22 protein-coding genes are annotated in these 21,604 nt (G+C 45.0%); 13 read left to right on the top strand and 9 right to left on the bottom strand.

Annotated elements, in window-relative coordinates; all coding sequences use genetic code 11:
• Positions 1 to 464: 464 nt before the first annotated feature.
• Together QUA40_RS21495 and QUA40_RS21490 are read right to left on the bottom strand one after the other, a co-directional pair.
• The gene (locus tag QUA40_RS21495; RefSeq protein ID WP_333129565.1) at positions 465 to 809 is read right to left on the bottom strand and encodes a hypothetical protein; all 345 of its coding nucleotides are present in this window, start codon (positions 807 to 809) and stop codon (positions 465 to 467) included.
• Entirely contained in the window at positions 791 to 922 is a 132-nt protein-coding gene (locus QUA40_RS21490) for a hypothetical protein (RefSeq protein WP_333129564.1), read from the bottom strand. Before QUA40_RS21490 ends, QUA40_RS21495 begins: the two co-directional genes overlap by 19 nt.
• Before the next feature lie 272 nt (positions 923 to 1,194).
• Here QUA40_RS21490 and QUA40_RS21485 point away from each other — a divergent pair, with 272 nt between their 5' ends.
• Complete coding sequence (locus QUA40_RS21485) at positions 1,195 to 2,475, top strand: transposase (RefSeq protein ID WP_333129561.1); 1,281 nt, start codon at positions 1,195 to 1,197, stop codon at positions 2,473 to 2,475.
• Here QUA40_RS21485 and QUA40_RS21480 read toward each other — a convergent pair.
• Together QUA40_RS21480 and uvrB are read right to left on the bottom strand one after the other, a co-directional pair.
• Positions 2,443 to 2,637: a hypothetical protein gene (locus tag QUA40_RS21480; protein WP_333129558.1), complete on the bottom strand. Its 195-nt coding sequence runs from the start codon at positions 2,635 to 2,637 to the stop codon at positions 2,443 to 2,445. The genes QUA40_RS21485 and QUA40_RS21480 overlap by 33 nt on opposite strands.
• 191 nt (positions 2,638 to 2,828) lie before the next feature.
• Positions 2,829 to 4,841 carry an excinuclease ABC subunit UvrB gene (gene uvrB / locus QUA40_RS21475; RefSeq protein WP_333129556.1) on the bottom strand — a complete coding sequence of 671 codons (2,013 nt, stop codon included), beginning with the start codon at positions 4,839 to 4,841 and terminating at the stop codon, positions 2,829 to 2,831.
• Positions 4,842 to 5,040: 199 nt separating this feature from the next.
• Between uvrB and QUA40_RS21470 the strand changes: the two genes are divergently transcribed.
• Positions 5,041 to 5,517, top strand: a complete 477-nt coding sequence (locus QUA40_RS21470; RefSeq protein WP_333129554.1) for a hypothetical protein — start codon at positions 5,041 to 5,043, stop codon at positions 5,515 to 5,517.
• Positions 5,518 to 5,742: 225 nt separating this feature from the next.
• Here QUA40_RS21470 and urtA read toward each other — a convergent pair whose 3' ends face one another.
• A complete protein-coding gene (urtA, locus tag QUA40_RS21465) occupies positions 5,743 to 8,673 on the bottom strand; it encodes an urea ABC transporter substrate-binding protein (RefSeq protein ID WP_333129552.1) in 2,931 nt (976 codons plus the stop codon).
• Between the two features lie 599 nt (positions 8,674 to 9,272).
• On the opposite strand from urtA, the gene QUA40_RS21460 reads away from it, so the two are divergent.
• The 5 genes from QUA40_RS21460 (at position 9,273) to QUA40_RS21440 (ending at position 12,398) form a co-directional block, all read left to right on the top strand.
• Positions 9,273 to 9,479 carry a hypothetical protein gene (locus tag QUA40_RS21460; RefSeq protein ID WP_333129550.1) on the top strand — a complete coding sequence of 69 codons (207 nt, stop codon included), beginning with the start codon at positions 9,273 to 9,275 and terminating at the stop codon, positions 9,477 to 9,479.
• Between the two features lie 383 nt (positions 9,480 to 9,862).
• Positions 9,863 to 10,045 (top strand): CsbD family protein, encoded by a 183-nt coding sequence (locus QUA40_RS21455; RefSeq protein WP_333049413.1) that lies wholly within the window; start codon positions 9,863 to 9,865, stop codon positions 10,043 to 10,045.
• A 77-nt stretch (positions 10,046 to 10,122) separates the two neighbouring features.
• Entirely contained in the window at positions 10,123 to 10,566 is a 444-nt protein-coding gene (locus QUA40_RS21450) for a hypothetical protein (protein ID WP_333085501.1), read from the top strand.
• Positions 10,567 to 10,682: 116 nt separating this feature from the next.
• Entirely contained in the window at positions 10,683 to 11,195 is a 513-nt protein-coding gene (locus tag QUA40_RS21445) for a hypothetical protein (protein WP_333129547.1), read from the top strand.
• 420 nt (positions 11,196 to 11,615) lie between these two features.
• Positions 11,616 to 12,398: a DsbA family protein gene (locus QUA40_RS21440; protein WP_333129545.1), complete on the top strand. Its 783-nt coding sequence runs from the start codon at positions 11,616 to 11,618 to the stop codon at positions 12,396 to 12,398.
• Between the two features lie 96 nt (positions 12,399 to 12,494).
• On the opposite strand, the gene rpe is transcribed toward QUA40_RS21440, so the two are convergent.
• Positions 12,495 to 13,196 carry a ribulose-phosphate 3-epimerase gene (gene rpe, locus QUA40_RS21435; RefSeq protein WP_190744589.1) on the bottom strand — a complete coding sequence of 234 codons (702 nt, stop codon included), beginning with the start codon at positions 13,194 to 13,196 and terminating at the stop codon, positions 12,495 to 12,497.
• A gap of 243 nt (positions 13,197 to 13,439) precedes the next feature.
• Between rpe and QUA40_RS21430 the strand changes: the two genes are divergently transcribed.
• From QUA40_RS21430 to QUA40_RS21420, 3 genes are all read left to right on the top strand, one after another.
• Positions 13,440 to 13,814 (top strand): hypothetical protein, encoded by a 375-nt coding sequence (locus QUA40_RS21430; RefSeq protein ID WP_333129543.1) that lies wholly within the window; start codon positions 13,440 to 13,442, stop codon positions 13,812 to 13,814.
• Between the two features lie 105 nt (positions 13,815 to 13,919).
• Positions 13,920 to 15,335: an LCP family protein gene (locus tag QUA40_RS21425; protein ID WP_333129541.1), complete on the top strand. Its 1,416-nt coding sequence runs from the start codon at positions 13,920 to 13,922 to the stop codon at positions 15,333 to 15,335.
• A gap of 220 nt (positions 15,336 to 15,555) precedes the next feature.
• Positions 15,556 to 15,984 carry a DUF202 domain-containing protein gene (locus QUA40_RS21420; protein ID WP_333129539.1) on the top strand — a complete coding sequence of 143 codons (429 nt, stop codon included), beginning with the start codon at positions 15,556 to 15,558 and terminating at the stop codon, positions 15,982 to 15,984.
• Between the two features lie 169 nt (positions 15,985 to 16,153).
• On the opposite strand, the gene QUA40_RS21415 is transcribed toward QUA40_RS21420, so the two are convergent.
• Positions 16,154 to 16,576: a DUF2809 domain-containing protein gene (locus tag QUA40_RS21415; RefSeq protein WP_333129537.1), complete on the bottom strand. Its 423-nt coding sequence runs from the start codon at positions 16,574 to 16,576 to the stop codon at positions 16,154 to 16,156.
• 79 nt (positions 16,577 to 16,655) lie between these two features.
• On the opposite strand from QUA40_RS21415, the gene QUA40_RS21410 reads away from it, so the two are divergent.
• On the top strand, positions 16,656 to 17,297 hold the full coding sequence (locus tag QUA40_RS21410; RefSeq protein WP_333129534.1) for a ceramidase domain-containing protein: 642 nt from the start codon (positions 16,656 to 16,658) through the stop codon (positions 17,295 to 17,297).
• 76 nt (positions 17,298 to 17,373) lie between these two features.
• Here the strand turns inward: QUA40_RS21410 and QUA40_RS21405 are convergent, their stop codons facing one another.
• Both QUA40_RS21405 and QUA40_RS21400 read right to left on the bottom strand, forming a co-directional pair.
• A complete protein-coding gene (locus tag QUA40_RS21405; protein ID WP_333129532.1) occupies positions 17,374 to 18,912 on the bottom strand; it encodes an ATP-binding protein in 1,539 nt (512 codons plus the stop codon).
• Positions 18,913 to 18,914: 2 nt separating this feature from the next.
• Positions 18,915 to 19,598 carry a response regulator transcription factor gene (locus tag QUA40_RS21400; RefSeq protein ID WP_333129530.1) on the bottom strand — a complete coding sequence of 228 codons (684 nt, stop codon included), beginning with the start codon at positions 19,596 to 19,598 and terminating at the stop codon, positions 18,915 to 18,917.
• A 143-nt stretch (positions 19,599 to 19,741) separates the two neighbouring features.
• On the opposite strand from QUA40_RS21400, the gene QUA40_RS21395 reads away from it, so the two are divergent.
• Positions 19,742 to 20,152 carry a hypothetical protein gene (locus QUA40_RS21395; RefSeq protein ID WP_333129528.1) on the top strand — a complete coding sequence of 137 codons (411 nt, stop codon included), beginning with the start codon at positions 19,742 to 19,744 and terminating at the stop codon, positions 20,150 to 20,152.
• Between the two features lie 158 nt (positions 20,153 to 20,310).
• On the top strand, positions 20,311 to 21,528 hold the full coding sequence (locus QUA40_RS21390; RefSeq protein WP_333129526.1) for a M10 family metallopeptidase C-terminal domain-containing protein: 1,218 nt from the start codon (positions 20,311 to 20,313) through the stop codon (positions 21,526 to 21,528).
• Positions 21,529 to 21,604: the final 76 nt, after the last annotated feature.

Raw genomic sequence — 21,604 nt, 5'->3', positions numbered from 1 at the left:
TTGAACTCTGGGGTCCGGGATCTCTGCTACATAATTCAATAAATTGGCTTGGATGTCGCCCAGAGGTGTTAAATGTCGTTTTTCTGCTCTTTTGGCTTGAGATTTTACAGCGAGTTTCAATATAGGTGCAAAACCCTTTGTCATTGTCTTTGACTCCGTTTCAACTTGATTGACTTTGTTAAGATTCAAACTTGATTATAGGTTTGACTTCGGTGCACCTATATAGAGCCTATTAGCGGCTTTTTGTCAAGTACAATTTATACCAAATTAGATGAGCTTACCCTGCTATGTGAGGGTTGACAGACCGGAATTAAATTTTCGGGCCATGATAGTTCATTAGTGATATGATCACCCGCTCTATCCATGTGAATAAGGGCCATATCTTCACCCAATTGTAGAGAAAGAGCGTCAATAAATTGCTGAAAATCTTCTCCGTTAAAATGAGCGTATTCTTGGCAAAAATGTCAGCCACTCAATGGTTCGACTACCCCATCTAACCAAAAATTTTCACGTTTCCATAGTATGGGAGCAACTGGTTTTACCCCCCTGGCTGCAATTAATTTTCCTGTCAATGTTTTTAATCCCAACCGGGTTTCATCTTGACACAAATATCGTAGCTTTTTACCCTTACCAAAATATTTTTGAAACGTCAATACTGCTGGAATGATGTTTTTTTTAAGCTCCACTGCTTCTACGTCCTGTAAAGCACTTTGCGGACGTGGCACTTTCAGTTTTGCGTGGAGACGGTAATGCGCCCAGGCATAGACTGTTGCATAAGTCAGGAATAGATTTACTCGCTTTTGAGCCATTCCACAATTTCCCCGTAGCTTTTGAAAGGGGCTCCGGTTGCTAAACGTTCTTTTAGTCCTGCTAATGCCTCGCCTGTCAAGTGTGGTACTTGTCCTGGGGCTTTTTTCACCACCAATAATTCCGATAATCCACAAGTCGCTACTTTTGTAACCAGCGGGTTATTGTAGATTTGTCTCTCCCCAAGCGATTCGCTAATTCTTGATGCTCCTGTACCAATACTCCGGACAGTTTTTCAAGAGGGATGCGATGACTTCGGCAAGCAACGCTTACGCAATAAATCACAGAAGCGAAAAAAGTGAGTGCAATCTGAACCCAAAATGAACAGAAAAAAAGGCACTCTTTTAGGTTAAGCTATAAAAACACACAAGCTCTTCAGATTGCCTTATGAAAATTATTGAATCAATTTTACAACAAATGCCAGGGATTAGTCAACCCCAAAAGAAGTTTTTAATCACTTTATTCTCAACTATTTTACTGAGCTATGGCAAAATCAACTTCACGCATCTCAGTCGTTATAGTTGTTTGAGTGAAAAAACTTATCGTCGTCACTTTCTCAAAATATTTAACTTTCCACAATTAAATCACTATTTCCTCGAAAAAGCCTTAAATCCTGAACACACACTCATTGCTGTTATTGATTGTTCTTTTTTAAGAAAAAGTGGCAAAAAAACTGACGGTAAAGCTTACTTTTATAATGGTGTAGCTGGTAAATCGGAACAGGGGTTTGAAATTTCTGTGATTTCTCTTGTCGAAATTGAGACTCGTTTATCTTATAGCTTAAGCGTACAACAAACTCCGTCATGTGCTCCCATAACGCCGGTAAAAAAACTGCCACAAAATCCGAAGAATGGCTGCTCTAAGAAATCTCGCAAAAAACCGGAGCCTCAAAGCTCAACGCCTGACATCACAAGAGTTGATGACTATGCACAACATCTAAAGAATACTCGTTGTTACTTCCCAACTTCTGTACGTTATTTGGTGGCTGATGGCTATTACTATAGATCTAAATTATGGGAGGCTGTGCGGGACTTAAATTTAGACTTTATTGTCAAGTTAAGAAGTGATGCTAACTTGCGCTATTTCTATACAGCTGAACAAAAGAAACTGGGAGCTCCACGTAAATATGATGGCAAGGTTGACTGCCATGATTTGAGTCGTCTTAATTTTGTTAAAGACCTAAAACCGGGAGTTTCCTTATATACATGGATTGTGTGGAGTTGTTGTTTGAATTGCCCAATTTGTTTGGTTTGTATCTCTGAGGTTCAAGCCAACGGCAAAATCAAAAATGCTTTATTATTTAGCACTGATATTCACCTACCACCTGAACAAATTCTTGAATATTATCAGGCTCGCTTCCAGATTGAATTTATTTTTCGTGATGCCAAGCAATTTACAGGATTGTCAGATTGTCAAGCTCGTCATTTACCACGGCTTGATTTTCATTTTAATGCCAGTCTAATTGCCTTAAACTTAGCTAAACATGAACTCTCTAGTTGTCATTCATCTGCCAAGTCGTTTGTGTTTTCTATGGTCTCTTATAAACGTATGGAATTCAATAAGCATCTACTTTGTACCTTTATTGATAAGTTAGATTTAGACCGGGATTTGATTTTAAATCACCCTAACCTTCCTTCAGTCTTGTCTTATGGTACTTTGGCTGCTTAAAAACTGTCCGGAGTATTGCTGTACTTGCCCTGTTTTTAACCACCATAATACTTGTATTCGTTCTTTCTGATGGGCAGTACGAGTATTTTTTAGTTGTTTTTCTAAAAATTCTGCACTTTCTTCAATTATAATTTTTAAACTACGAGTCATAAAACGCACCATAAACACTACCTCTCTATTATATGCAACTTCATATAAAATTGGTATTATGCAGCTTCACATAAAATTGGTATCATACTTATTTGAAATGACTATAACTGCATCGAATAATTGAAATTTGCTCATTTATGTCTCGCATAATTCTTGTGGAGCAGGCAAGATGCCTGCTCCAGACTCTGCTTTTCATCAGAAGTCTAATGTCCCAATAGCTTATCGCGCAAATGCTTAATCCGATCGCGCAATTTACCCGCCTCCTCAAACTCCAACTTCTTAGCCGCCGCCTTCATCTGCGCTTCCAACCGCCCGATTAACTGAGGAATCTCATCCAAAGATAACTCGTCCACCTGTTCGTAAACCTCCTCCAACTGCTGAGAATTCAGCTTGCGCGACACATCCAAAAATGCCAAAATCGCATTACTCGATCGCTTTTTGGCGATCGGCTGCGGCGTAATCCCGTGCATCTTATTGTAGGCTAGCTGAATCCCCCGGCGTCGATCCGTTTCGTCGATCGCCTTAACCATACTATCCGTCATATTATCCGCGTACAAAATAGCCTGTCCCTGAACGTGCCGCGCCGCCCTTCCAATCGTTTGAATCAACGAACGTCCCGATCGCAAAAACCCCTCTTTATCCGCATCCAAAATTACCACCAGCGAAACTTCCGGCAAATCCAAACCTTCCCGCAGCAAGTTAACACCAATCAATACATCAAACTTACCATCCTGCAAATCTTGGATAATTTCGATGCGTTGAATCGACTGGATTTCCGAGTGCAAATACCGCACTCTAATTCCCCTTTCCTGCAAATATTCGGTTAAATCCTCCGCCATCCGCTTCGTTAAAGTCGTCACCAACACTCGCTCGTCCCGACTTACTCTCTCCTTAATTTCCCCCAACAAATCATCAATTTGTCCTTCCGTCGGGCGCACGAAAATTGTCGGATCTATTACTCCTGTAGGGCGAATAACTTGCTCTGCAACTCTGCCTTCCGATATTTCCATTTCCCAATCCCCAGGCGTAGCAGAAACAAAGATGCACTGATTCTCTTTTGCCCAGAATTCCTCGGCTTTTAAAGGGCGGTTATCTGCCGCGCTTGGCAAGCGAAAACCATGTTCGATCAATACTTTTTTCCGCGCTTGGTCGCCGTTGTACATCCCGCGAATTTGCGGCACTGTGACGTGAGATTCATCTATCACCAACATCCAATCTTTTGGGAAATAATCAATCAAACATTCTGGCGGTTCTCCAGCATTTCTACCTGCTAAATGCCGCGAATAATTCTCGACTCCGTTGCAGTATCCTACCTCGCGCAGCATTTCCAAATCGTAGCGGGTGCGCTGTTCTATTCGCTGAGCTTCTAATAGTTTACCCTGTTTTTCAAATTCTGCCAGTCTGTCTTCTAATTCAAGTTCTATTCCTTGACAAGCTGCCTCTAATTTATCTTCTGCGGTGACAAAGTGGCGCGCTGGATAAATATTTAAAGCGGTTGTGCTTTGCAGAATTTTACCTGTTACGGGGTCAACGTAGCGTATGACATCAATTTCGTCGCCGAAGAATTCAACGCGAATAATTCTATCTTCGTAAGCGGGGCCAATTTCCAAAACATCGCCTTTGACGCGAAATTTGCCTCTGCCTAAATCTATGTCGTTGCGACTGTATTGAACGTTGACTAAATCGCGCAAAACTTGCCGCTGGTTGACTTCCATTCCTACTCGCAAAGGAATAGCCGCTTTCAGGTATTCTGCGGGCATTCCCAAACCGTAGATGCAGCTAATTGAAGCAACTACAATTACGTCACGACGTTCAAAGAGCGATCGCGTGGCTGAGTGCCGCAACATATCGATCTCGTCGTTAATTGCTGCTGTTTTCTCAATGAAAGTATCGGTGACGGCGATGTATGCTTCAGGTTGGTAGTAGTCGTAATAACTGACAAAGTATTCGACTGCATTGTTCGGGAAAAAATTACGCAGTTCGTTGCACAGTTGAGCTGCTAGGGTTTTGTTGTGTGCTAGGACTAAGGTGGGTCTGCCGATTTTTTCAATCACCGAGGCAATGGAGAAGGTTTTACCCGTACCTGTGGCACCGAGTAAGGTTTGAAATCGATCGCCCGCTTCGATGCCTTTGACGAGTTGCTTAATCGCTAGCGGTTGGTCGCCTGTGGGCTGGAAGGGCGCTTGCAATTGAAAAGATGCTGCCGCAGTTACCATAGGAAAATGTAGCTATTACTAATAAATTTTAACAAAAATCCGATGACTATGCAATTTAGTTAATCAATTGGTTAGAGTTTATAATATTATTTTAACATTGATCGAAATAGAAAGCAGAAAGCCCAGAAAAGAAAGCTTGGACAGTCCGACGCTTTCCGAACCCAGCAATCAAGATCCAATAATCAAGAGGAAAAAAATTATGAGTCTCAGCCCCAAAGATAAAGGCAATGCGATCGCCCGCCGTGGCAAAGGCAGTTCCAAAAGCCAAGCGACAGCACCCACGGATGCCAAAGCAACAGGAATTCAACTTTATCAGCCACCACACCTGCATGACAACCGCCCCGTCGGCCCAGACGATTTTACCATCAGCGAAACCGTCTCGATGTCGGGGAACCGCCCGATCGGCATTAGCACCCTGCACCTCAGCGAAACCTACGGCATTGTAGGCAATCGCCCCGTCGAAGCCAGCGACTTTGAAGTGGTGGCTACACTCGGCAGACGCCCGATCGGCTCCAGCGCCATGCAAGTCAGCGAAATGTTCAGTATGTCCGGTGCCCGCCCTATTGCCATCAGCACTCTGCACATTGATGAAGTTTACTCCACAATGGGAGGAAACCGCCCTATTGCCTCCAACGAAATTGACGATAGCTCGACTTTAATGGGCTTCTTAGATTAATTAGTCAGTTGTTAGTTGTTAAGCTGTTGCGGCATTTAAATTGTATGTCAAAAAACAATCAAACACTTAGTAGGGTGTCCCGCCCGCCTCGAATATGCAATTTAAATGCGCGACAGCTTAGTAGTTAGTTGTTAGTTTTTAGTTGTTATCGGCTACCAATAACTAATAACTAATAACTAATAACCGCAGCCAACAGTCAACAGTCAACAGTCAACAGTCAACTAACTACTTCCCCACATCCTGATATTTTTTCAATAAAGCAGCAAAGCGCTTGTAATCCAAAGGCTTCCTCAAATACTCCGCCACTCCCAATTCCAAACCCTGATTTTTGTCGTCCAAAAAAGTAATCATAATCACCGGAATATCAACCAAATCCGGATCGGCTTTCAACGCCGACAGCACCGCCCAGCCGTCCATACTAGGCATCATCACGTCCAGAATAATCGCGTCGGGCAGCAACTCCTTAGCCAACAGAAGCCCCCCTTGACCGCTAGCCGACGATCGCACCCGAAATCCCTGTTTCGACAAGCAGCGGGTCATCAAATCCCGTGCGTCCGGATCGTCGTCAATCAGTAGGACAGTAGCAGCATTGGGCAGCTCCAGCGCTTGCGGCGATCGCACTTCTTTTTGCTTCGCTTCTGTCGCCGCTACACTCGTTTCTAAATCGTCGGAAGACTGCGGCTGCATTTCTGCGATTTCTAGATCGGGCGACGCTTCTTTCTGGCTTTTTACCACAACCGGCAATCGGATCGTAAAAGTAGAACCGCAATCAAACTCAGTCTCAAGCGTAATGTCCCCGCCCATCATCTGGCAAAACTTCCGGCTAATTGTCAGCCCCAAACCGGTGCCGCCGTATCTGCGGGTAGTAGAATCGTCCGCTTGGGTGAAAGCTCCGAACAGCCTCGACACCTGATCCTCAGTCATGCCAATGCCGGTATCGCTGACTTGAAACACGATCGAAGGCTGTTGACACCGAGAAGGATCTGCCGAGAGATCTTCGGAATTGTCGATAGGCAAAACCTCCCCTTCTTCCTTCCAAACATTAATCGTAATTTGGCCTTGATCGGTAAACTTAGCAGCATTGCTCACCAAATTCAACAGCGCTTGCCGCAGCTTCCCCGAATCAGCGTATATCGTGCCAATATTGCGATCGCAATTGACAATCAAAGTATTGCCATTTTTCCCTAGCATTGGTTGAACAGTAGTGACAACCTGCTCGATCAAATTCAACACCTCAAAAGTCTCCAAGAAAAGAGTCATCTTTCCTGCTTCAATTTTAGAAATATCCAGGATGTCACTAATAATGGTGAGCAACTGCTTGCCTGCCATATTAATGCTTGCCAAATCCATCACAAACTCTTCTTCGCCGAGTTCCAGAGCCTCTTCTTGGAGCAGCTCGCTGTAGCCGATAATCGCATTCAAGGGCGTCCGCAACTCGTGAGTCATATTTGCCAAAAATGTGCTTTTCGCCCGGTTAGCAGCTTCCGCAGCGTTCTTAGCGATTTCCAATTCACCAGATCGTTCTTCTAGCTGCCGCTGCCGCAGTTCCAAACCGTTGAGCAAATTGCTAATTTGCTGAGCCATTGTATTGAGAGTAGAAGATAGCACCCCGATCGCGTCATTAGAAACAATATGCGATCGAGCCGTCAAATCACCGCTCGCCATCAGTTCAGCAGTTAGCCGCAGCAAGCCGAGATTCCGAATAATTGCCGACACCGACACAAAACCCACTATCCCCGCGATCGAACTCAAAACCAAAGCCCCGAGCAGCCAGTGCTGAGTGCGGCTCACCAAAGCCAGAGTTTGCTGCACCAGCACCGCCATTGCTGCCTCTGGAACCCCCGCCACCGGAGCTGAGGCAGCGTCTATTGTCAGCAAATAGTTCTTCATCTCCACAGAACCTATCCACCCGACTCCCACCGCCATCCAAGTTATCAGTACCAAGATGACAAACAGCCCGATCAAAGAAGCCCGAGTTCCCAAAGAAATCTGCCTCGGAGCAAGTGCCGCCGCCCAAGGATAGCCCTTGAGAAAAGGATCTGGCTGCACTGGTATGCCCGAATTCCAAATCTCCTCAATTTGACCGTCCGACTTCACCTTGCCAATCCGCACTGTTTTCCAGATATGCTGAGTTTGGGCATCTATTTTTACCTTGCCCGAAGGCGCTGCAAACTCAATATTTTTAGCAGCCGCCCTGACTTTAACCACATCTGTCGAACCAGCTTTTTCTACTGCTTGCTTCCACAGATAAACACCCAAATAAGCTGCTTCGATCGGGTCATCCGTGACTCTATTTTCCCCGTATCGGGCTTTATAAGCCTTGACAAATTTACGATTTTCCGGTGTATCCACCGTTTGAAAATAGTTCCAAACCACTAAATGTCCGGCAATATTGGACGGCCCGATCGCCCGCACTTCTTCTTCTGCTACGCTGACCGACATCACCGGCAAATCCTCGGGTTTCAAGCCAGTTTCGCGCAGCTTTTGGAAAAAAGCCACATTGCTGTCACCGTTGAGAGTGTTGACAATAGCATCCGGTTTAACTGCTAAGATATGTGCGATCGCCTCGCCCACTTCCTTAGAACCGAGCGGCAGATACACTTCCCCCGCCAACTCTCCCCCCAGTGCCGCCAGTTGAGCTTTCACAATCAGATTTGCCGTCTGAGGAAAAATATAATCCGAACCCAACAAGAAAATTTTCCGCTTCCCCTGTGCCAGCAAGTAATTCACCCCAGGCACAATCTGTTGGTTCGGAGCAGCACCAGTGTAGAAAATATTCGGACACTGTTCTAGCCCTTCATACTGCACCGGATAGAACAGCAACCCGCTGCCCTGCTCAAAAGCCGGCAGTACAGCTTTACGACTCGCCGAAGTCCAACAGCCAAATACCACCGCCACCTGCGATTCTAGGAGCAATTGCTTAGCTTTTTGAGCAAAAGTCTGCAAATCGCTGGCTCCATCTTCTATCACTGCTTCCAAGGGGCGTCCGAGTACCCCTCCCGCCACATTAATTTCCTCAACAGCTAACAGCGTCGCATCTTTAACAGAAATTTCGCTGATGGACATTGTGCCCGTCAGCGAATGCAACACGCCTATTTTGATCGGCTCACGAGTCGGGCCGGCTGCTTCGAGGGGGTTACTGCTCCTTGCTCCCATAGGGTTTTAGATAATTTTTACTAATAACAAAAATTTTAGTTCGATCCTGCAGGAGGTTAGCCTGGACGCTAACTCTTGTTTAGCAGATTATTTAACCCGATCACCAAAAAACAGGGGAATTGCTGTACCATTCACCAAAAAACAGGGGAATTGCTGTACCACGTGGATTTTAACGGTCAGACTCTCAGCATAGACTTAAATCTGCACTCATCTGCCGCCTATTTCTCTCTTCATCTTTTATGGATGTCGAAAGAGCCTCATCCAACAAAATTCGGCACTTAATCCGATCGCGCCGAAGAAAAATTCTCCCCCTCCCCCGGCCTCCCCGTTCCTCCCCTCTCCCCAACTGATTCAAGGGATAGCCTTGTGAGTCATCAAGAATTTCACGCCCTCACGCACTCTTCCCCTTCCCATATCTTTCTTCCGGCAGATGGAAGTCTCCCTAATTTCTCTTAACTTTTAAATAAAAAACTATTGCCCCGACCCTATCTATCTTCAGGCAGAGGGAAGGCTTCGTGATTGTGGTTATTCTAAGTATAAGGTTAGCTTGTAAGTAGCCTTGTTAAAAATAAATTTTACCAACTATAGGGTCAAGACAAATGAGTATTGAAGAAAACGTGACCCCCACTGGCAGCGAGAATGAAGTAACGCTACCAAAATCAAGGGAAACATTGCTGGGCGAAGAAACAGAAAAAGCCCTGGGTGAACACAAACAAAAAGATGCTCAAACTATGCGCGCTGTGGAACAGTTGAAAGAAGAACTTCAGCACAAAATAGATGAAGAATGTCATCACAAGGTAGATTAAAACTACTAATACGGAATTTTTTCGGGTGTGGGTAAGATGCGGTCTTGCCCACACCCGCCTTTTTAAGGCAGAAAGCAGAATCAAATAAAAAAAATTATAATTTTAAGTTCTTTTGGACTTAAAAAAACTGTCTTGGAAGCACGGGTGACTATCCACCAGTTTTTTCACATAAATATTTCATTGCAGCCAGCAGAAACGGTAAAAAAACTGGTAAGTATGAAAGTGGGAGTCCGTCCAAGACTGAAAAATAACTTTTCCATCTTCCATCTTCATTTTTTATTCATTGTTTCTTCCTAGAGGTAGAGTGCAACGCAGCTCCTAGTTACCTATGATGAGTCTATTAAGTAAAAAATGTCAAATTAGACACAGATAGGGAGAAACCAATGAGCACTGAAGATAGAGCAAAGGCAACTGGCAACAACATCGCAGGCGCTGCTCAAGAAGCCCTAGGCAATATTACTGGCGACCCGAAGGATAAAGCAGAAGGCAAAGCCAAGCAAGCAAAAGCTGAAGCTGGTCACGCGATCGAAGATGTAAAAGATGAGCTCAAAAAGAAACTAGACTAAGCCTAATACTAATTGAGAGGGTCGAGCAACCTGACCCTTTCAAGTATGCCAAATGTTTTGTGAACGGAGGAAAAAAGGTGAGTTTATTGCAGCAGAGTCGCAAAATAATTGCGGGCGTACTTTTGGTTTTAATGCTGGCAGTTACTACTGCGTGCGCGCCCAGCGTTTCAGCCCAAAAACCGACTGATGTACCTGTAGCAATTGGTGGCAGTCAGGGTTATTACGCGCAGCTAGAACGGGGCAATACCGCCGCAGGTCAAGATTTTGGTCAATGGGTAACAAAAACGGCTAAGGGTCTGGTTCAGGATGCTTACGTGCGCGACAATAACAAATTGGGAGTTGTAATTACCCCCCAAGTCCGCCCGACTGAAGTGAAAGATTTAGCCAAATCTTTAGCACAAGGTTTTCACCGCAATTTCCCAAATCAGGATGTAAGTGTTTTGGTTTACGCTCCTGACAAAAAACTGATTTTGACGGCTAAGTATGACCAGCAATCAAATCAAATTGAATACAAGTCTTGATCTGCTTAGAAAGCTTAAAATACAGCCGCGCGACGGTTTAATATTCCGCAGTTTTTTGAAGCCGAAACAATCTCAAGTAGACATAGAAATGTTGTGTAGATTGGAAGAGGATTACCATGAGTAGCAGCGATAATTACAAGAGTCAAATCATGAGCGATTTGGCCAAGGGCGATAAAGAAATGATGCCGGAGACAACCGGTGAAGAGTACGAAAATTTTGACGATTTTGCTCAGAGAACTTCGCCGGATCAGCGCAAACAATTATTCGGGCGTTCACTGAATCACGACTCCCTCCCGCCGGCTCAGTTGGAACCAGAATTGCAAAAAGCGATCGCCCAAATTAAGCCAAACGAACGCGACGATGTAGCGCGGGAGTTCTTCAAGCATTTGGGCAAGAGAGGATTGGACGATCGCAACTTGGAAAAGCAGCTAGGGCTTTCTACCCACCACGCCAGTCGCATGAATGCTGACGATGTTACCAAGCTAGCCTCGTTTACCTATCACAATCACCCGGATATTTTCCGAGAAGTGCTGGCAGAACAGCCGAGTTTGATGAAGTTTTTGGGCAATCCAGTTGTGGCGGGTATTTTGGGAATAGTTGCGGCTAAATGGCTCAACAACCGCAAATAATCTTGGATTCAGACAAGCTTAAAAGCTGATAATACCTGCAAGCATATAAAAGGACGATCGCCCGGGCGATCGTCCTTTTATCTTTTATATCTACTCCTGTAGTAAAATAACTGCGATCGCGTTTTTAGGGAGGATTTTAGTCATCATAAAACTCACTCAAACTTTAGTCCTCATTACAAGCATCTTTGATGGCGGTCGTTCGACGGAACATAATATTATAATACTAAATCCCGATTGTTTAAATCTTAATTATTGGGGTCGTAGCTGTTCGGGTAAGTAAAAAATCTTGCTAATTACCGATTACGAATTACTAATTATTGCTCAAAGGTAAAAATACCTGCACAGGACTAAACGGCGGTACACCTGACACTCCGCAAAATTAAATGTAGGATTAAGTGTTGCCGTGAATCAGAAAAAAAGATGAACGTATCCACTATTTGGCGAAAACTCCGCAGCCAGCAAGCCTTCTGCTTTGCTGCACTCCTGGCAGGTTGCCTGGTATTTATCGGTTGTTCCCCTGCCCAGTCAGCGGCTGGCAATTCAGTCGATCCCAAGTTGAAAGAGCAAGTCTTGCAGATTATCCGCGAAAACCCGCAAGCAATTTTAGAGTCGGTACAAGCGTACCAGCAACAGCAGCAGCAGTCTCTCAAAGCAGCGCAGCAATCATTTTTGCAGGAGATGAAAACTAATCCCAAATCTGCGATCGGGGATTCTCCCAGCACGGGATCACCTTCCCAGCAGATTGTACTTTTAGAATTCTCTGACTTTCAATGTCCGTTTTGCGGGCGCGCTTACGATACTGTCAAGCAGTTTATGGCAAAACACCAGGACAAAGTTACTTTAGCTTACAAGCATTTTCCCTTGACTTCAATTCACCCTCAAGCGCTGCCAGCAGCTAAAGCAGCTTGGGCTGCTGGGCAGCAGGGCAAATTCTGGGAATATTACAGCGCTTTGTTTGAAGGGCAGAAAGAGTTAGGCGAGCCATTATATGGATCGATCGCCCAAAAGCTCAATCTAAAATTAGATAAATTTAACACCGATCGCAATAGCCCCGCGGCCGAAGCTTCCATTCAGAAGGACGTGCAACTCGCTCAACAACTGGGCATCGAAGGCACTCCCTTCTTTATTATGAACGGCAAAACTTTCTCCGGGGCGATCGAGCTTTCTGAGATGGAAAGCATTCTCGCTTCTGTCTCCAAATAAGTAATTCATGACTCTTGGAAACCGAGTCTAAAAATGCGTTCCCAGCCCAAGCAGGCTGGGAACGAGAAAAACCAGAAAAACTCGAAAAATCTTTGATTAAACCGCAGCCAACTCTGGAGTCGGACGCTTGCTGTGGCGGATACCCTCGATCGCCCCTGCGTAATCATTCGCCTTAAACACAGCAGAACCAGCGACGATCGCATTTGCGCCCGCTTCCAGAACCTGCCAAGTATTGTTCCCTTTCAAACCGCCATCTACCTCAATCCAAGGATCGAGGCCCTTGTCGTCGCACATTTTACGCAACTGGCGAATTTTCGGCAAAACAGCCGGGATAAAACTTTGACCACCAAAGCCCGGATTGACGCTCATAATCAGCACCAAATCGCACAGTTCCAGCACGTACTCGATCAACTCCAAAGGCGTCGAAGGATTCAGAACTACACCAGCCATTTTGCCCAATTCCCGAATTTGGCCGAGGGTGCGGTGCAAATGAGGGGAAGCATTGTGTTCCGCGTGAACCGAAATAATGTCAGCGCCAGCCTTAGCGAAGTCCTCCACGTACTTCTCCGGCTCCACAATCATCAAGTGGACATCGATCACCTTGGTAGTAACAGGACGAATTGCCTCAACAATCAGCGGCCCGATAGTAATATTAGGAACAAAGCGACCGTCCATCACATCTACGTGAATCCAGTCAGCCCCAGCTCGATCGACAGCCTGAATCTCTTCTCCAAGACGGCTAAAATCGGCTGATAATATGGATGGAGCAATAACGATGGGTTTTTGGGATTGGGTCATGGCTAAGTCTGTTCTCCTGACTGCTGTGCTGTATCCAGTTTATCAAAATACGGGTCTCCGGGTCGAAAAGTTGCCAACGATCGGTCGCGAGATTGGCAGGGCAGAAAAATTTTGCCTCTGACAGACAAGTTTGGCGATCGCCCCAACCCAGCTCTGGGAATTTTGGTTTAGGATATAAATTTTCCCTCAAACAAATAACTTGTGTGCAAAATCCCACCTTCTGCAAATTTTGAGTACCGAATCATGAAAAATACAGATCCCTTAGAAAATCCTGAACTCGATCGTGCCCGTCTGTTTGTATTAATGATCCCAGTCATCGGCTTTTTCCCCGCCCTGTGGACTCTTTACCGCCGTCAGGGTAGTCCCGAACGCAAAGCCGTCAGCCGCTTGGCAATTGCCCTTGCTTTTAGTTGGCTCTTAGGACATATTCTTTTAGAAGCGGGAGCGATTTCTACGGAATCTCCGACACTTCCCATGTTATTAATGAGTAGCCTGCTAACAACCAGCTATTTCATTGTTGCTCTGGGACTGATGGTTCGCCTCTGGAAGCGTCAACCGCTATGGTTGCCCGGAATTAGCCGCGTAGCCGAGCAAGTGGTGGGCAAACATTTATCATAATTTAGGGTTCTTTTAAGCCCCTACGGTATTGATTGATTGCGTCTTCAGCTTGATACTACATATTGCCATTATCTTTTTTTATTTTTGTTGTGTGTGAGGAAGCCAGTGCCAGCTCAAAAAATTCCTAATCAAGACCCTATCAAACAATCAACTGCTCAACCTGCAACCAAAAAATCTTCCCCGCCCCATCGAGGCCGCTGGCTGGGTTTTGGTTTTGGTTTGGCTGGAGTAGCCATGCTATCAGCCACAGCCGGAGCGTTGCTAGCGGTGTCCCTTTCCACAACGCCGCTTCAGCAACAAAAGTTGAGCCCTGAAGAAGCAGCAGTATTTTCTCAAGGTGACATGGCAAAGCTCAACATGAAGATGCCGGAGCTGACTCGCCCAGTTAATATTTTAGTTTTAGGACTTAAGGTTCTGAGTTCAGACATCGACGGCCATCCCGATAAAGAGAAGGGATACGATGTCTGGCAAAACTCTTTCAAGGGGTTAACCGATACCATGCTGTTGGTCAGGTTTGACCCTCAAAATAAAAAGTTAAGCGTGCTTTCCATTCCGCGAGATACCCGCACCTATGTGGAAGGTAGGGGCGAGGTGAAAATAAACGAAGCTAATTACTACGGGGGCCCAGCTTCGTCAGCCAAGGCAGTCAGCGGACTCTTGGGCGGCGTGGGAATTGACCGCTATGTCACAGTCAATATTCAAGGCATCAAAAGCTTGGTAGATGCACTTGGTGGCATTACTATTAATGTCCCTAAAGACATGAAGTATACCGATGAAAGCCAGCATTTATATATAAATTTAAAGGCTGGCAAGCAGAAACTAAACGGCCAACAAATCGTGCAATATTTGCTTTACCGGCACGACGATTTGGGCGATATCGGCCGGGTGCAGCGCCAGCAGTTGTTGATGCGGGCTTTTGTGGAACAGGAAGTTAATGTAGGTTTGCTGTCTCGCTTGCCGAAGATTTTGTCGGTGATTCAGTCTCACTTAGACACGAATTTGAGTATAGAAGAATTGGTGGCTTTGGCTGGTTTTGCTACTCAAACCGATCGCGCTGGCGTGCAAATGTTGATGGTTCCCGGCAGGTTCAGCGATGCTAAGGATTACAAGGCGAGTTTTTGGTTGCCAGACCAAAGTGGCATCGAAACTATGGTGGCGGAACATTTTGACTTCGGTCAGAATACTTGGACAATTGAGAATGCTGATGCGACTTTTCTGAAGGTGTCGATTCAAGATAGTACCGGCGATCCATCCGCTGTTGAAGCTTTTGTCAATAATTTGACTCAAGCCGGTTATCGGAATGTTCAGGTTTATAAAGCTTGGCCCGAACCGCTGGAGGTAACTACTCTAGTAGCTCAACAGGGCGATATTAAAGGTGCTCAAGCGATCCGCCAATTTTTGGGTTTTGGAGATGTGCTGGTTGAGAGTACCGGTTCTTTGCAGTCTGACGTGACAATTAGATTGGGTAAGGATTGGTTGGAGAAAAAGGCTCAGTCCGGCAGTGCGGCTAAGTCTTTTTAAACTAGATTTTAACTGGGGTATTTGTAGGGACACAGCAATGCTGTGTCCTCTTCTTTTGTGTTGGTAGAGAAGGAGGCGATCGCTTTTTTGTCGATTTACTGATACTATATTTTTTGGTGATAATGAATCACGATCGCAATACCGATACTTCCCTCCGCAATCACAAGTGAAACAATAATCTACCAGGGAAAGTTTAAGATATTTTATAAAGGTAGGGTTGATGAACAAGGGTTCTAAAATAGACCGACAGCGCGAACATCAGGCCAATGAACGCACCTTTCTTGCATGGTTACGAACTTCACTCGCTTTAATTGGTTTTGGGTTTGCGATCAGTCGGTTCAGTTTATTTCTGCGTCAATTTCAAGCTACAGTGACTCAGCAAGAAGTTTCCTCCCCTCCCTTCTTCAACTCCGAAACTTTAGGGATGAGTCTGGTCGTTTTTGGGATTGCGGTGATTGCCTTAGCAGCATGGCGTTATAATCAAGTTTTCTGGCAAATTGAGCGAGGTGATTATCGCCCAAATCGTGTGCTAGTTTGGATTCTGACTGGAGTTGTGATGATTTTAGGAACATTAACTATTCCGTTGTTGCTGTGGCGAGAGCGCGGAAATATAGCTCCCACTCCAACTCCTAAAAATTCTCAATTCTAAGTTAACCCGATCGCTTAGCTAAAGTTAAAATAACCGCAACCATATCATCAAGCTTTTGTGCATCTAGATTGTCTATGGCGTTCGAGAGATGGGGAGAGATTGTGATGGGGAGAGGAGTTGACAATTTGGTTTTTTTTTAGATAAATATACAATTTAAATGCAGTACAAATTACAAGCGGAAGCAAGTGAAATGAAGCCATCGCACCCACAACCAACCTAAAAAACTCCCCACAAAATAAGAGATAAAATCTGACCAACTAAAGTGATTTCCCAAAATCAGCCTTCCGGGTAAAGTAGCTCGCATTGCTTGTAAAAATGGAGGTTTCCACAGTTGGAGAAACTCTACTCCGCAGGTAGCTAGACACACAGCTACAGCCACCCTCATTTGCGAAAATCGCGGCAAGATCAGAACTACCAGCAAAATCCAAAATACCTCATAGGCTATGCTCCCAAAAGAGTCGTTGAACCATTCCGGTGCAGGGCCGCGAGAAAATCTCACTACGTAACCTAAAGGGATAATCACTATTATACTGATGAGCAGGGCAATTCGATATTTTAAAAAACGGCGATCGGGAAAAATTGGGGAATTCATTAAATTTGAGACAGGTTTTTTCGTTCACTTTAACGCTTTTGCTGTAGTATGGCTTCAAATCCCCCAACGGTGACATGAGATGAATGATTACATCGATCTTTACTGTGAACGTACCATGCCTGGTTTATGGAGTGAACCACTAAATGCTTTATCTAATATTTCTTTCCTTATTGCAGCATGGGCTATTTTTCAATTGGCTCGGCGACAGCAAAAAGTAGCCACGGGTATTTGGATATTGATTACTTTAGCCACCAGTATTGGTATTGGAAGTGCGCTCTTTCATACATTTGCGACACAATGGGCAAGATTACTAGATGTGATTCCTATTATGCTGTTTCAGCTTGGGTTTTTATGGCTCTATAGCCGTCAAGTAGTTAGGATGAAATATGGATATGCAGGAGGATTGATCGTAGGATTTTTCTTAGCAAGCAACTTCAGCAATAAATTTACAAATGTTTTCAACGGTTCTCTTTCTTATGCTCCTGCATTTTTAGTATTACTAGGGCTTGGACTATATCACTATCAACAGCAAAAACGGGAGCCATTTATTCTATTAGCAGCATCCGGGGTATTCCTGTTAGCCCTTTCATTCCGAACTCTCGATCAGACAATTTGTCCTTACTTTTCAATCGGCACCCATTTTCTTTGGCATCTTTGTAATGGTATTTTGCTGTACTTATCAGCAAGATCATTAATCCTCAACAGGCCTATGATGGATTAGGGATCTATTAACTTTAAAAATCCGAATTAACCCAAGTCTTAGCTAAGATAACTCGTCCTGCTTCACTGCTATAAGGTTAATCGCGATCGCCCACAGGTAAGCTGAGTATAAACCCTGTTTGACCAAGTATGGCAGCATCTAGTTTGATATCGCCGCCGTGTGCCCGTGCGATTTCCCGTGCTAAACTTAGGCCCAATCCCGATCCTTCTATTTTTTTGATCTGAGTGGAGTCACCGCGATGAAATCGCTCAAAAATACGATCGCGCTCGCTCAAAGAAATATCCTGAGAACTATTGACAATTTTGACACTTACTGTTTTTTCCTGACAGTTAGCCTGTAACCTGAGCCAACCCTTCGGTAAATTATATTTAATCGCATTACCAACCAGATTTTGCAAAACCTGCACCAGCAAATCGCGATCGCCCTTGATATATAAATTGGGAGCAATTGCCATTTGCACATCTAAATGCGGTGCTAGCAGTTCCATATCTTCGGCAATTTCCGATAGCAAAGCCGACATATTCACCTCAACCAAATGTAAACCCATACGTCCGGCATCCGCTAGAGAAAGTAAGAGAAGTTTACGGGTAATTTCACTCAAACGGCGCACTTCATCCAATAAATTACTCAGGGTTTGCTGCACCTCAGAACCCGATTCAACTTGATGCAAAGCCCGTTCTAGTTCCCCTTGCAAAATAGCCAGCGGAGTCTTTAATTCGTGAGCAGCATCTCCACTAAAACGAGAAGCTTGTTTAAAACTTCGCTCTAGACGTTCTAACATCTGATTGAACACAAAAATTAATTCTACAAACTCTATATCCGTTGAGCCGTCAGGGACGCGCCGATCTAGCCCTTGTACGGTGACATTGCGAATTGCCATCGTGAGTCGCCCAATTGGATATAGAATACTCCGCGATATCACCCACGCTCCACTGGCCACGAGTAAAAGCACTACGGGAATAGAAATTAGAAAGATATTGCGAATGGATGCCATTTCCCGATCGATCGCTTGTAAGTTAACAGCGATTGCTATTTGAGTCTGAGGAGAATGAATCGCGCCCACACGCCAAACTGCCCTGCTAGTACGCTGGGTTGCTAGTTTAGCTTTGAAAACTCGAGGAAAATCAGGTCGATCGAATTGAGGAAGACGATCGCGCGGGGGTCTTCTTTCTCTCGGTGACAATGAATGGGGTCGATCGGGAGGTGGTGGAGGTGGTGGTGGTGGAGGGGGTGGAGGGGGAGGTTCTAATTCAAAAGGTATTCTACGTCGATCTGGAGGCGGTTGGGGCAACGATCGCCATAGTGAATTAGCATCAAGTCCATCTTGCCACTGGCTCGATCGGTAGAGCAAATTACCATCTCTATCAGTCACTAGCAAAGCCGCGGTTGTTTCCCCATCATTCATGCCCAAAATTGAGGGCAAAGAATCACTATAAACATCCCATTGCGTCGATTGCGGGCGGGTAGATTGGATTAACTGATTCTTGATTTCAGCATCAAGACGCTTGACCTTAGCATCGTAAATCAACCACCACGAAACAATACTAAAGCCAATTAGAGCAATACTTGCTAGAACAGCAGATGATAGAGCTATGCGAAAGCGAAAAGATTGCATTTTCACGAGGGAGAATCTGGTTTGCGAAACCGATAGCCAACGCCGCGCACGCTCTCAACCCATCCTGTACCGCCGATCGGTTCAATTTTCTTGCGAATGCGTTGAATACATACATCTACCACATTCGTATTCGGATTAAAATCATAACCCCAGATATGTTCGAGGATTTGAGTGCGGGTGAGTACCCTACCGGGCGATCGCATTAGATATTCCAACAGATTAAACTCGCGGCTTGTAAGTTCTACCGCATGGCGATCGCAAGTAACTTCTCGCAAAATGCGATCGAGCTTAACTGGACCAACGCTGAGAATATTTTGGCGATCGCCCGAAGCACGCCGCACCACAGCATAAATCCGAGCAACTAACTCCTCAACAAAAAACGGTTTAGCTAAATAGTCATCAGCACCGAGATGTAACCCTTCAATGCGATCGTCGAGTTCATTGCGAGCAGTTAATAAAATCACAGGTACGTTGCGTCCAGCCTTTCGCAGATGTTTGAGAATAGATAATCCGTCTTTTCCCGGCAAAACAATATCCAGGACGATCGCATCGTACTCATTATCCATCGCCCGCCCATAGCCATCGTTGCCATTATCGCAATAATCCACAACAAAACCTTGTTCTTTCAAGCCCATACAAACAAAATTGGCGATTTTTTCTTCATCTTCAACGTATAGAACATTCATAGATTTACCTATTCGGTTGCGATTATACGGCTATCAGGCATTTACTTAAATTATAAAACTGTAATCCATCCGCACTGGTGCAGGTAATGTTTGGGGAATTTGATGTAGTTATAAACATTTTTAGGTCGGCGATCGTAACTCTCATGAAAATTGCTTCACTGCTGGCATTACCTGCTACAGCCTTGCTGCTGGGATTTAGCAGCTTGACTTTTCCCCATCAAACTACAACTAATTCTAATACTGTACTAGCCCAGAGCCAGCCCGAACCCAATCAAGAGCGCAGACATCCGCCCCGTATAGATTTTGCCGCTGCTGCCAAACAATTAGGAGTCACCGAAGCTGAGTTAATCGAAGCTTTGGGCCTACCCGCCAAACCGCCCGAACCACCAACTGAAAATAATCGCCCGCCCAGCCCACCGCCCCCTCCTCGTTTAGATATTCCCGGTGCAGCGAAAAAGTTGGGAGTCACCGAAGCAGAGTTGATTAAAATTTTGGGCATTCCACCGCGCCCACCCGGCGATCGTAATTTACCTCAAAATTCGGAAAAACGCTAATTTTTCCAAATTACAAAACTGTAATCCAAGGACAGGGATAAATGTCATATTCAACCAACTTAATGATTGTAGAGACTAAATCAAAGGCCTAGCGATAATTCATTTCTTTAGCCTGACAACGGCTTCAAACTTAGAAAACTAATTCAGGTAATTACATCATGCCAGCACTATTTCCTAATTCAATCAATGCACCGGGCAACCAACCTCCCCAAAATCAAGGCGCACCGGGCAACCAACTTCCTCAAAACCAAGGCGCACCGGGGAATCTTCCTCCCCAAAATCAAGGCGCACCCGGTAATCCTCCAGGGCAAAACCAAGGCGCACCGGGCAACCAACCTCCTCAAAACCAAGGCGCACCGGGCAACCAACCTCCCCAAAATCAAGGCGCACCGGGCAACCAACTTCCTCAAAACCAAGGCGCACCGGGCAACCAACCTCCCCAAAATCAAGGCGCACCGGGCAATCCTCCTCCTCAAAATCAAGGCGTACCGGGCAATCCTCCTCCTCAAAATCAAGGCGTACCGGGCAATCCTCCTCCTCAAAATCAAGGCGCACAACTTACGAATTCTGCTTTACCTCCCCAAAACCAAACTCCACCCCCTCCGCCAGCTAACAGTATCAACACCACAGCAGGAAACGACAATATTACCGGAGATAGTTTAGATAACTTCATCCTAGGTAGTAGCGGCACTGATAGCATAATTGGAGGATTAGGCACGGATACAATTAGCTATCTTTCCCTGGGCAGCGGCATTACCATTGAGGCTAAAGGTATTGTAGATAAAGGCGCCGCCGGTACAGATACCCTGCAAAACATAGAACACATAATTGCTCCTTTAGGAAAGATTAATACCATCGATGCTTCTACAGGTAGCGGCACAGCTTCTATTAATGTGGATTTGTCGCAGAATCGTTTGGCGGTTAACAATTTACCCGGTATCGGCACTCTGAATTTTACGGTAGAGAATTTCGTTAATGTCACAGGAACTCCCAATGTAGATGTCCTTACCGGAAACATCCAAAACAATTCTTTAGTAGGAGGAGATGGTAACGATACACTCTCAGGTTTGCGTGGCAATGATACGCTAATTGGAGTAAACCCCTTGAGTGCTACACCAGGAAGCAATGAAACGGATGTGCTGATTGGGGGTCGAGGTAGAGATGTTTTTGTTCTCGGCGATGCCACCAAGACATACTATAGTGGAACAGGATTTGCATCGATTCAAGATTTTCAACAAGGAATCGATCGCATTCAGTTACGTGGCAGCCTTTCCAACTACAATATTGTGGGTAACTCCATCAATTTAGCTGGTACATCTGACCAAATAGCTGTCATTCAAGGTCAGTTTACCCCGGATAGTTTCATATTCGTGTAATATAGTCATTTCAAATAAGTATGAGACACTATTCATGCACAATAAGCACGAATAATTTCATCAAGAGATGTGCCAG

This window comes from Microcoleus sp. Pol11C3 (genome assembly GCF_036701485.1).
GTDB lineage: Bacteria > Cyanobacteriota > Cyanobacteriia > Cyanobacteriales > Microcoleaceae > Microcoleus.
Note: the sequence above shows the minus strand (reverse complement) of the source record. Positions and strands in the feature narration are given on the sequence as shown.

Excerpts from the sequence above, each read along its gene's own strand:
- QUA40_RS21395 (WP_333129528.1), top strand. The coding sequence starts at position 19,742 with ATGAAAATTGCTTCACTGCTGGCATTACCTGCTACAGCCTTGCTGCTG.
- urtA (WP_333129552.1), bottom strand. The coding sequence starts at position 8,673 with ATGGGAGCAAGGAGCAGTAACCCCCTCGAAGCAGCCGGCCCGACTCGT.
- QUA40_RS21405 (WP_333129532.1), bottom strand. The coding sequence starts at position 18,912 with ATGCAATCTTTTCGCTTTCGCATAGCTCTATCATCTGCTGTTCTAGCA.
- QUA40_RS21495 (WP_333129565.1), bottom strand. The coding sequence starts at position 809 with ATGGCTCAAAAGCGAGTAAATCTATTCCTGACTTATGCAACAGTCTAT.
- QUA40_RS21410 (WP_333129534.1), top strand. The coding sequence starts at position 16,656 with ATGAATGATTACATCGATCTTTACTGTGAACGTACCATGCCTGGTTTA.
- QUA40_RS21400 (WP_333129530.1), bottom strand. The coding sequence starts at position 19,598 with ATGAATGTTCTATACGTTGAAGATGAAGAAAAAATCGCCAATTTTGTT.
- QUA40_RS21430 (WP_333129543.1), top strand. The coding sequence starts at position 13,440 with ATGAAAAATACAGATCCCTTAGAAAATCCTGAACTCGATCGTGCCCGT.
- QUA40_RS21415 (WP_333129537.1), bottom strand. The coding sequence starts at position 16,576 with ATGAATTCCCCAATTTTTCCCGATCGCCGTTTTTTAAAATATCGAATT.
- QUA40_RS21445 (WP_333129547.1), top strand. The coding sequence starts at position 10,683 with ATGAGTAGCAGCGATAATTACAAGAGTCAAATCATGAGCGATTTGGCC.
- QUA40_RS21485 (WP_333129561.1), top strand. The coding sequence starts at position 1,195 with ATGAAAATTATTGAATCAATTTTACAACAAATGCCAGGGATTAGTCAA.
- QUA40_RS21390 (WP_333129526.1), top strand. The coding sequence starts at position 20,311 with ATGCCAGCACTATTTCCTAATTCAATCAATGCACCGGGCAACCAACCT.
- QUA40_RS21480 (WP_333129558.1), bottom strand. The coding sequence starts at position 2,637 with ATGGTGCGTTTTATGACTCGTAGTTTAAAAATTATAATTGAAGAAAGT.
- QUA40_RS21455 (WP_333049413.1), top strand. The coding sequence starts at position 9,863 with ATGAGCACTGAAGATAGAGCAAAGGCAACTGGCAACAACATCGCAGGC.
- uvrB (WP_333129556.1), bottom strand. The coding sequence starts at position 4,841 with ATGGTAACTGCGGCAGCATCTTTTCAATTGCAAGCGCCCTTCCAGCCC.
- QUA40_RS21470 (WP_333129554.1), top strand. The coding sequence starts at position 5,041 with ATGAGTCTCAGCCCCAAAGATAAAGGCAATGCGATCGCCCGCCGTGGC.
- QUA40_RS21440 (WP_333129545.1), top strand. The coding sequence starts at position 11,616 with ATGAACGTATCCACTATTTGGCGAAAACTCCGCAGCCAGCAAGCCTTC.
- QUA40_RS21460 (WP_333129550.1), top strand. The coding sequence starts at position 9,273 with ATGAGTATTGAAGAAAACGTGACCCCCACTGGCAGCGAGAATGAAGTA.
- rpe (WP_190744589.1), bottom strand. The coding sequence starts at position 13,196 with ATGACCCAATCCCAAAAACCCATCGTTATTGCTCCATCCATATTATCA.
- QUA40_RS21420 (WP_333129539.1), top strand. The coding sequence starts at position 15,556 with ATGAACAAGGGTTCTAAAATAGACCGACAGCGCGAACATCAGGCCAAT.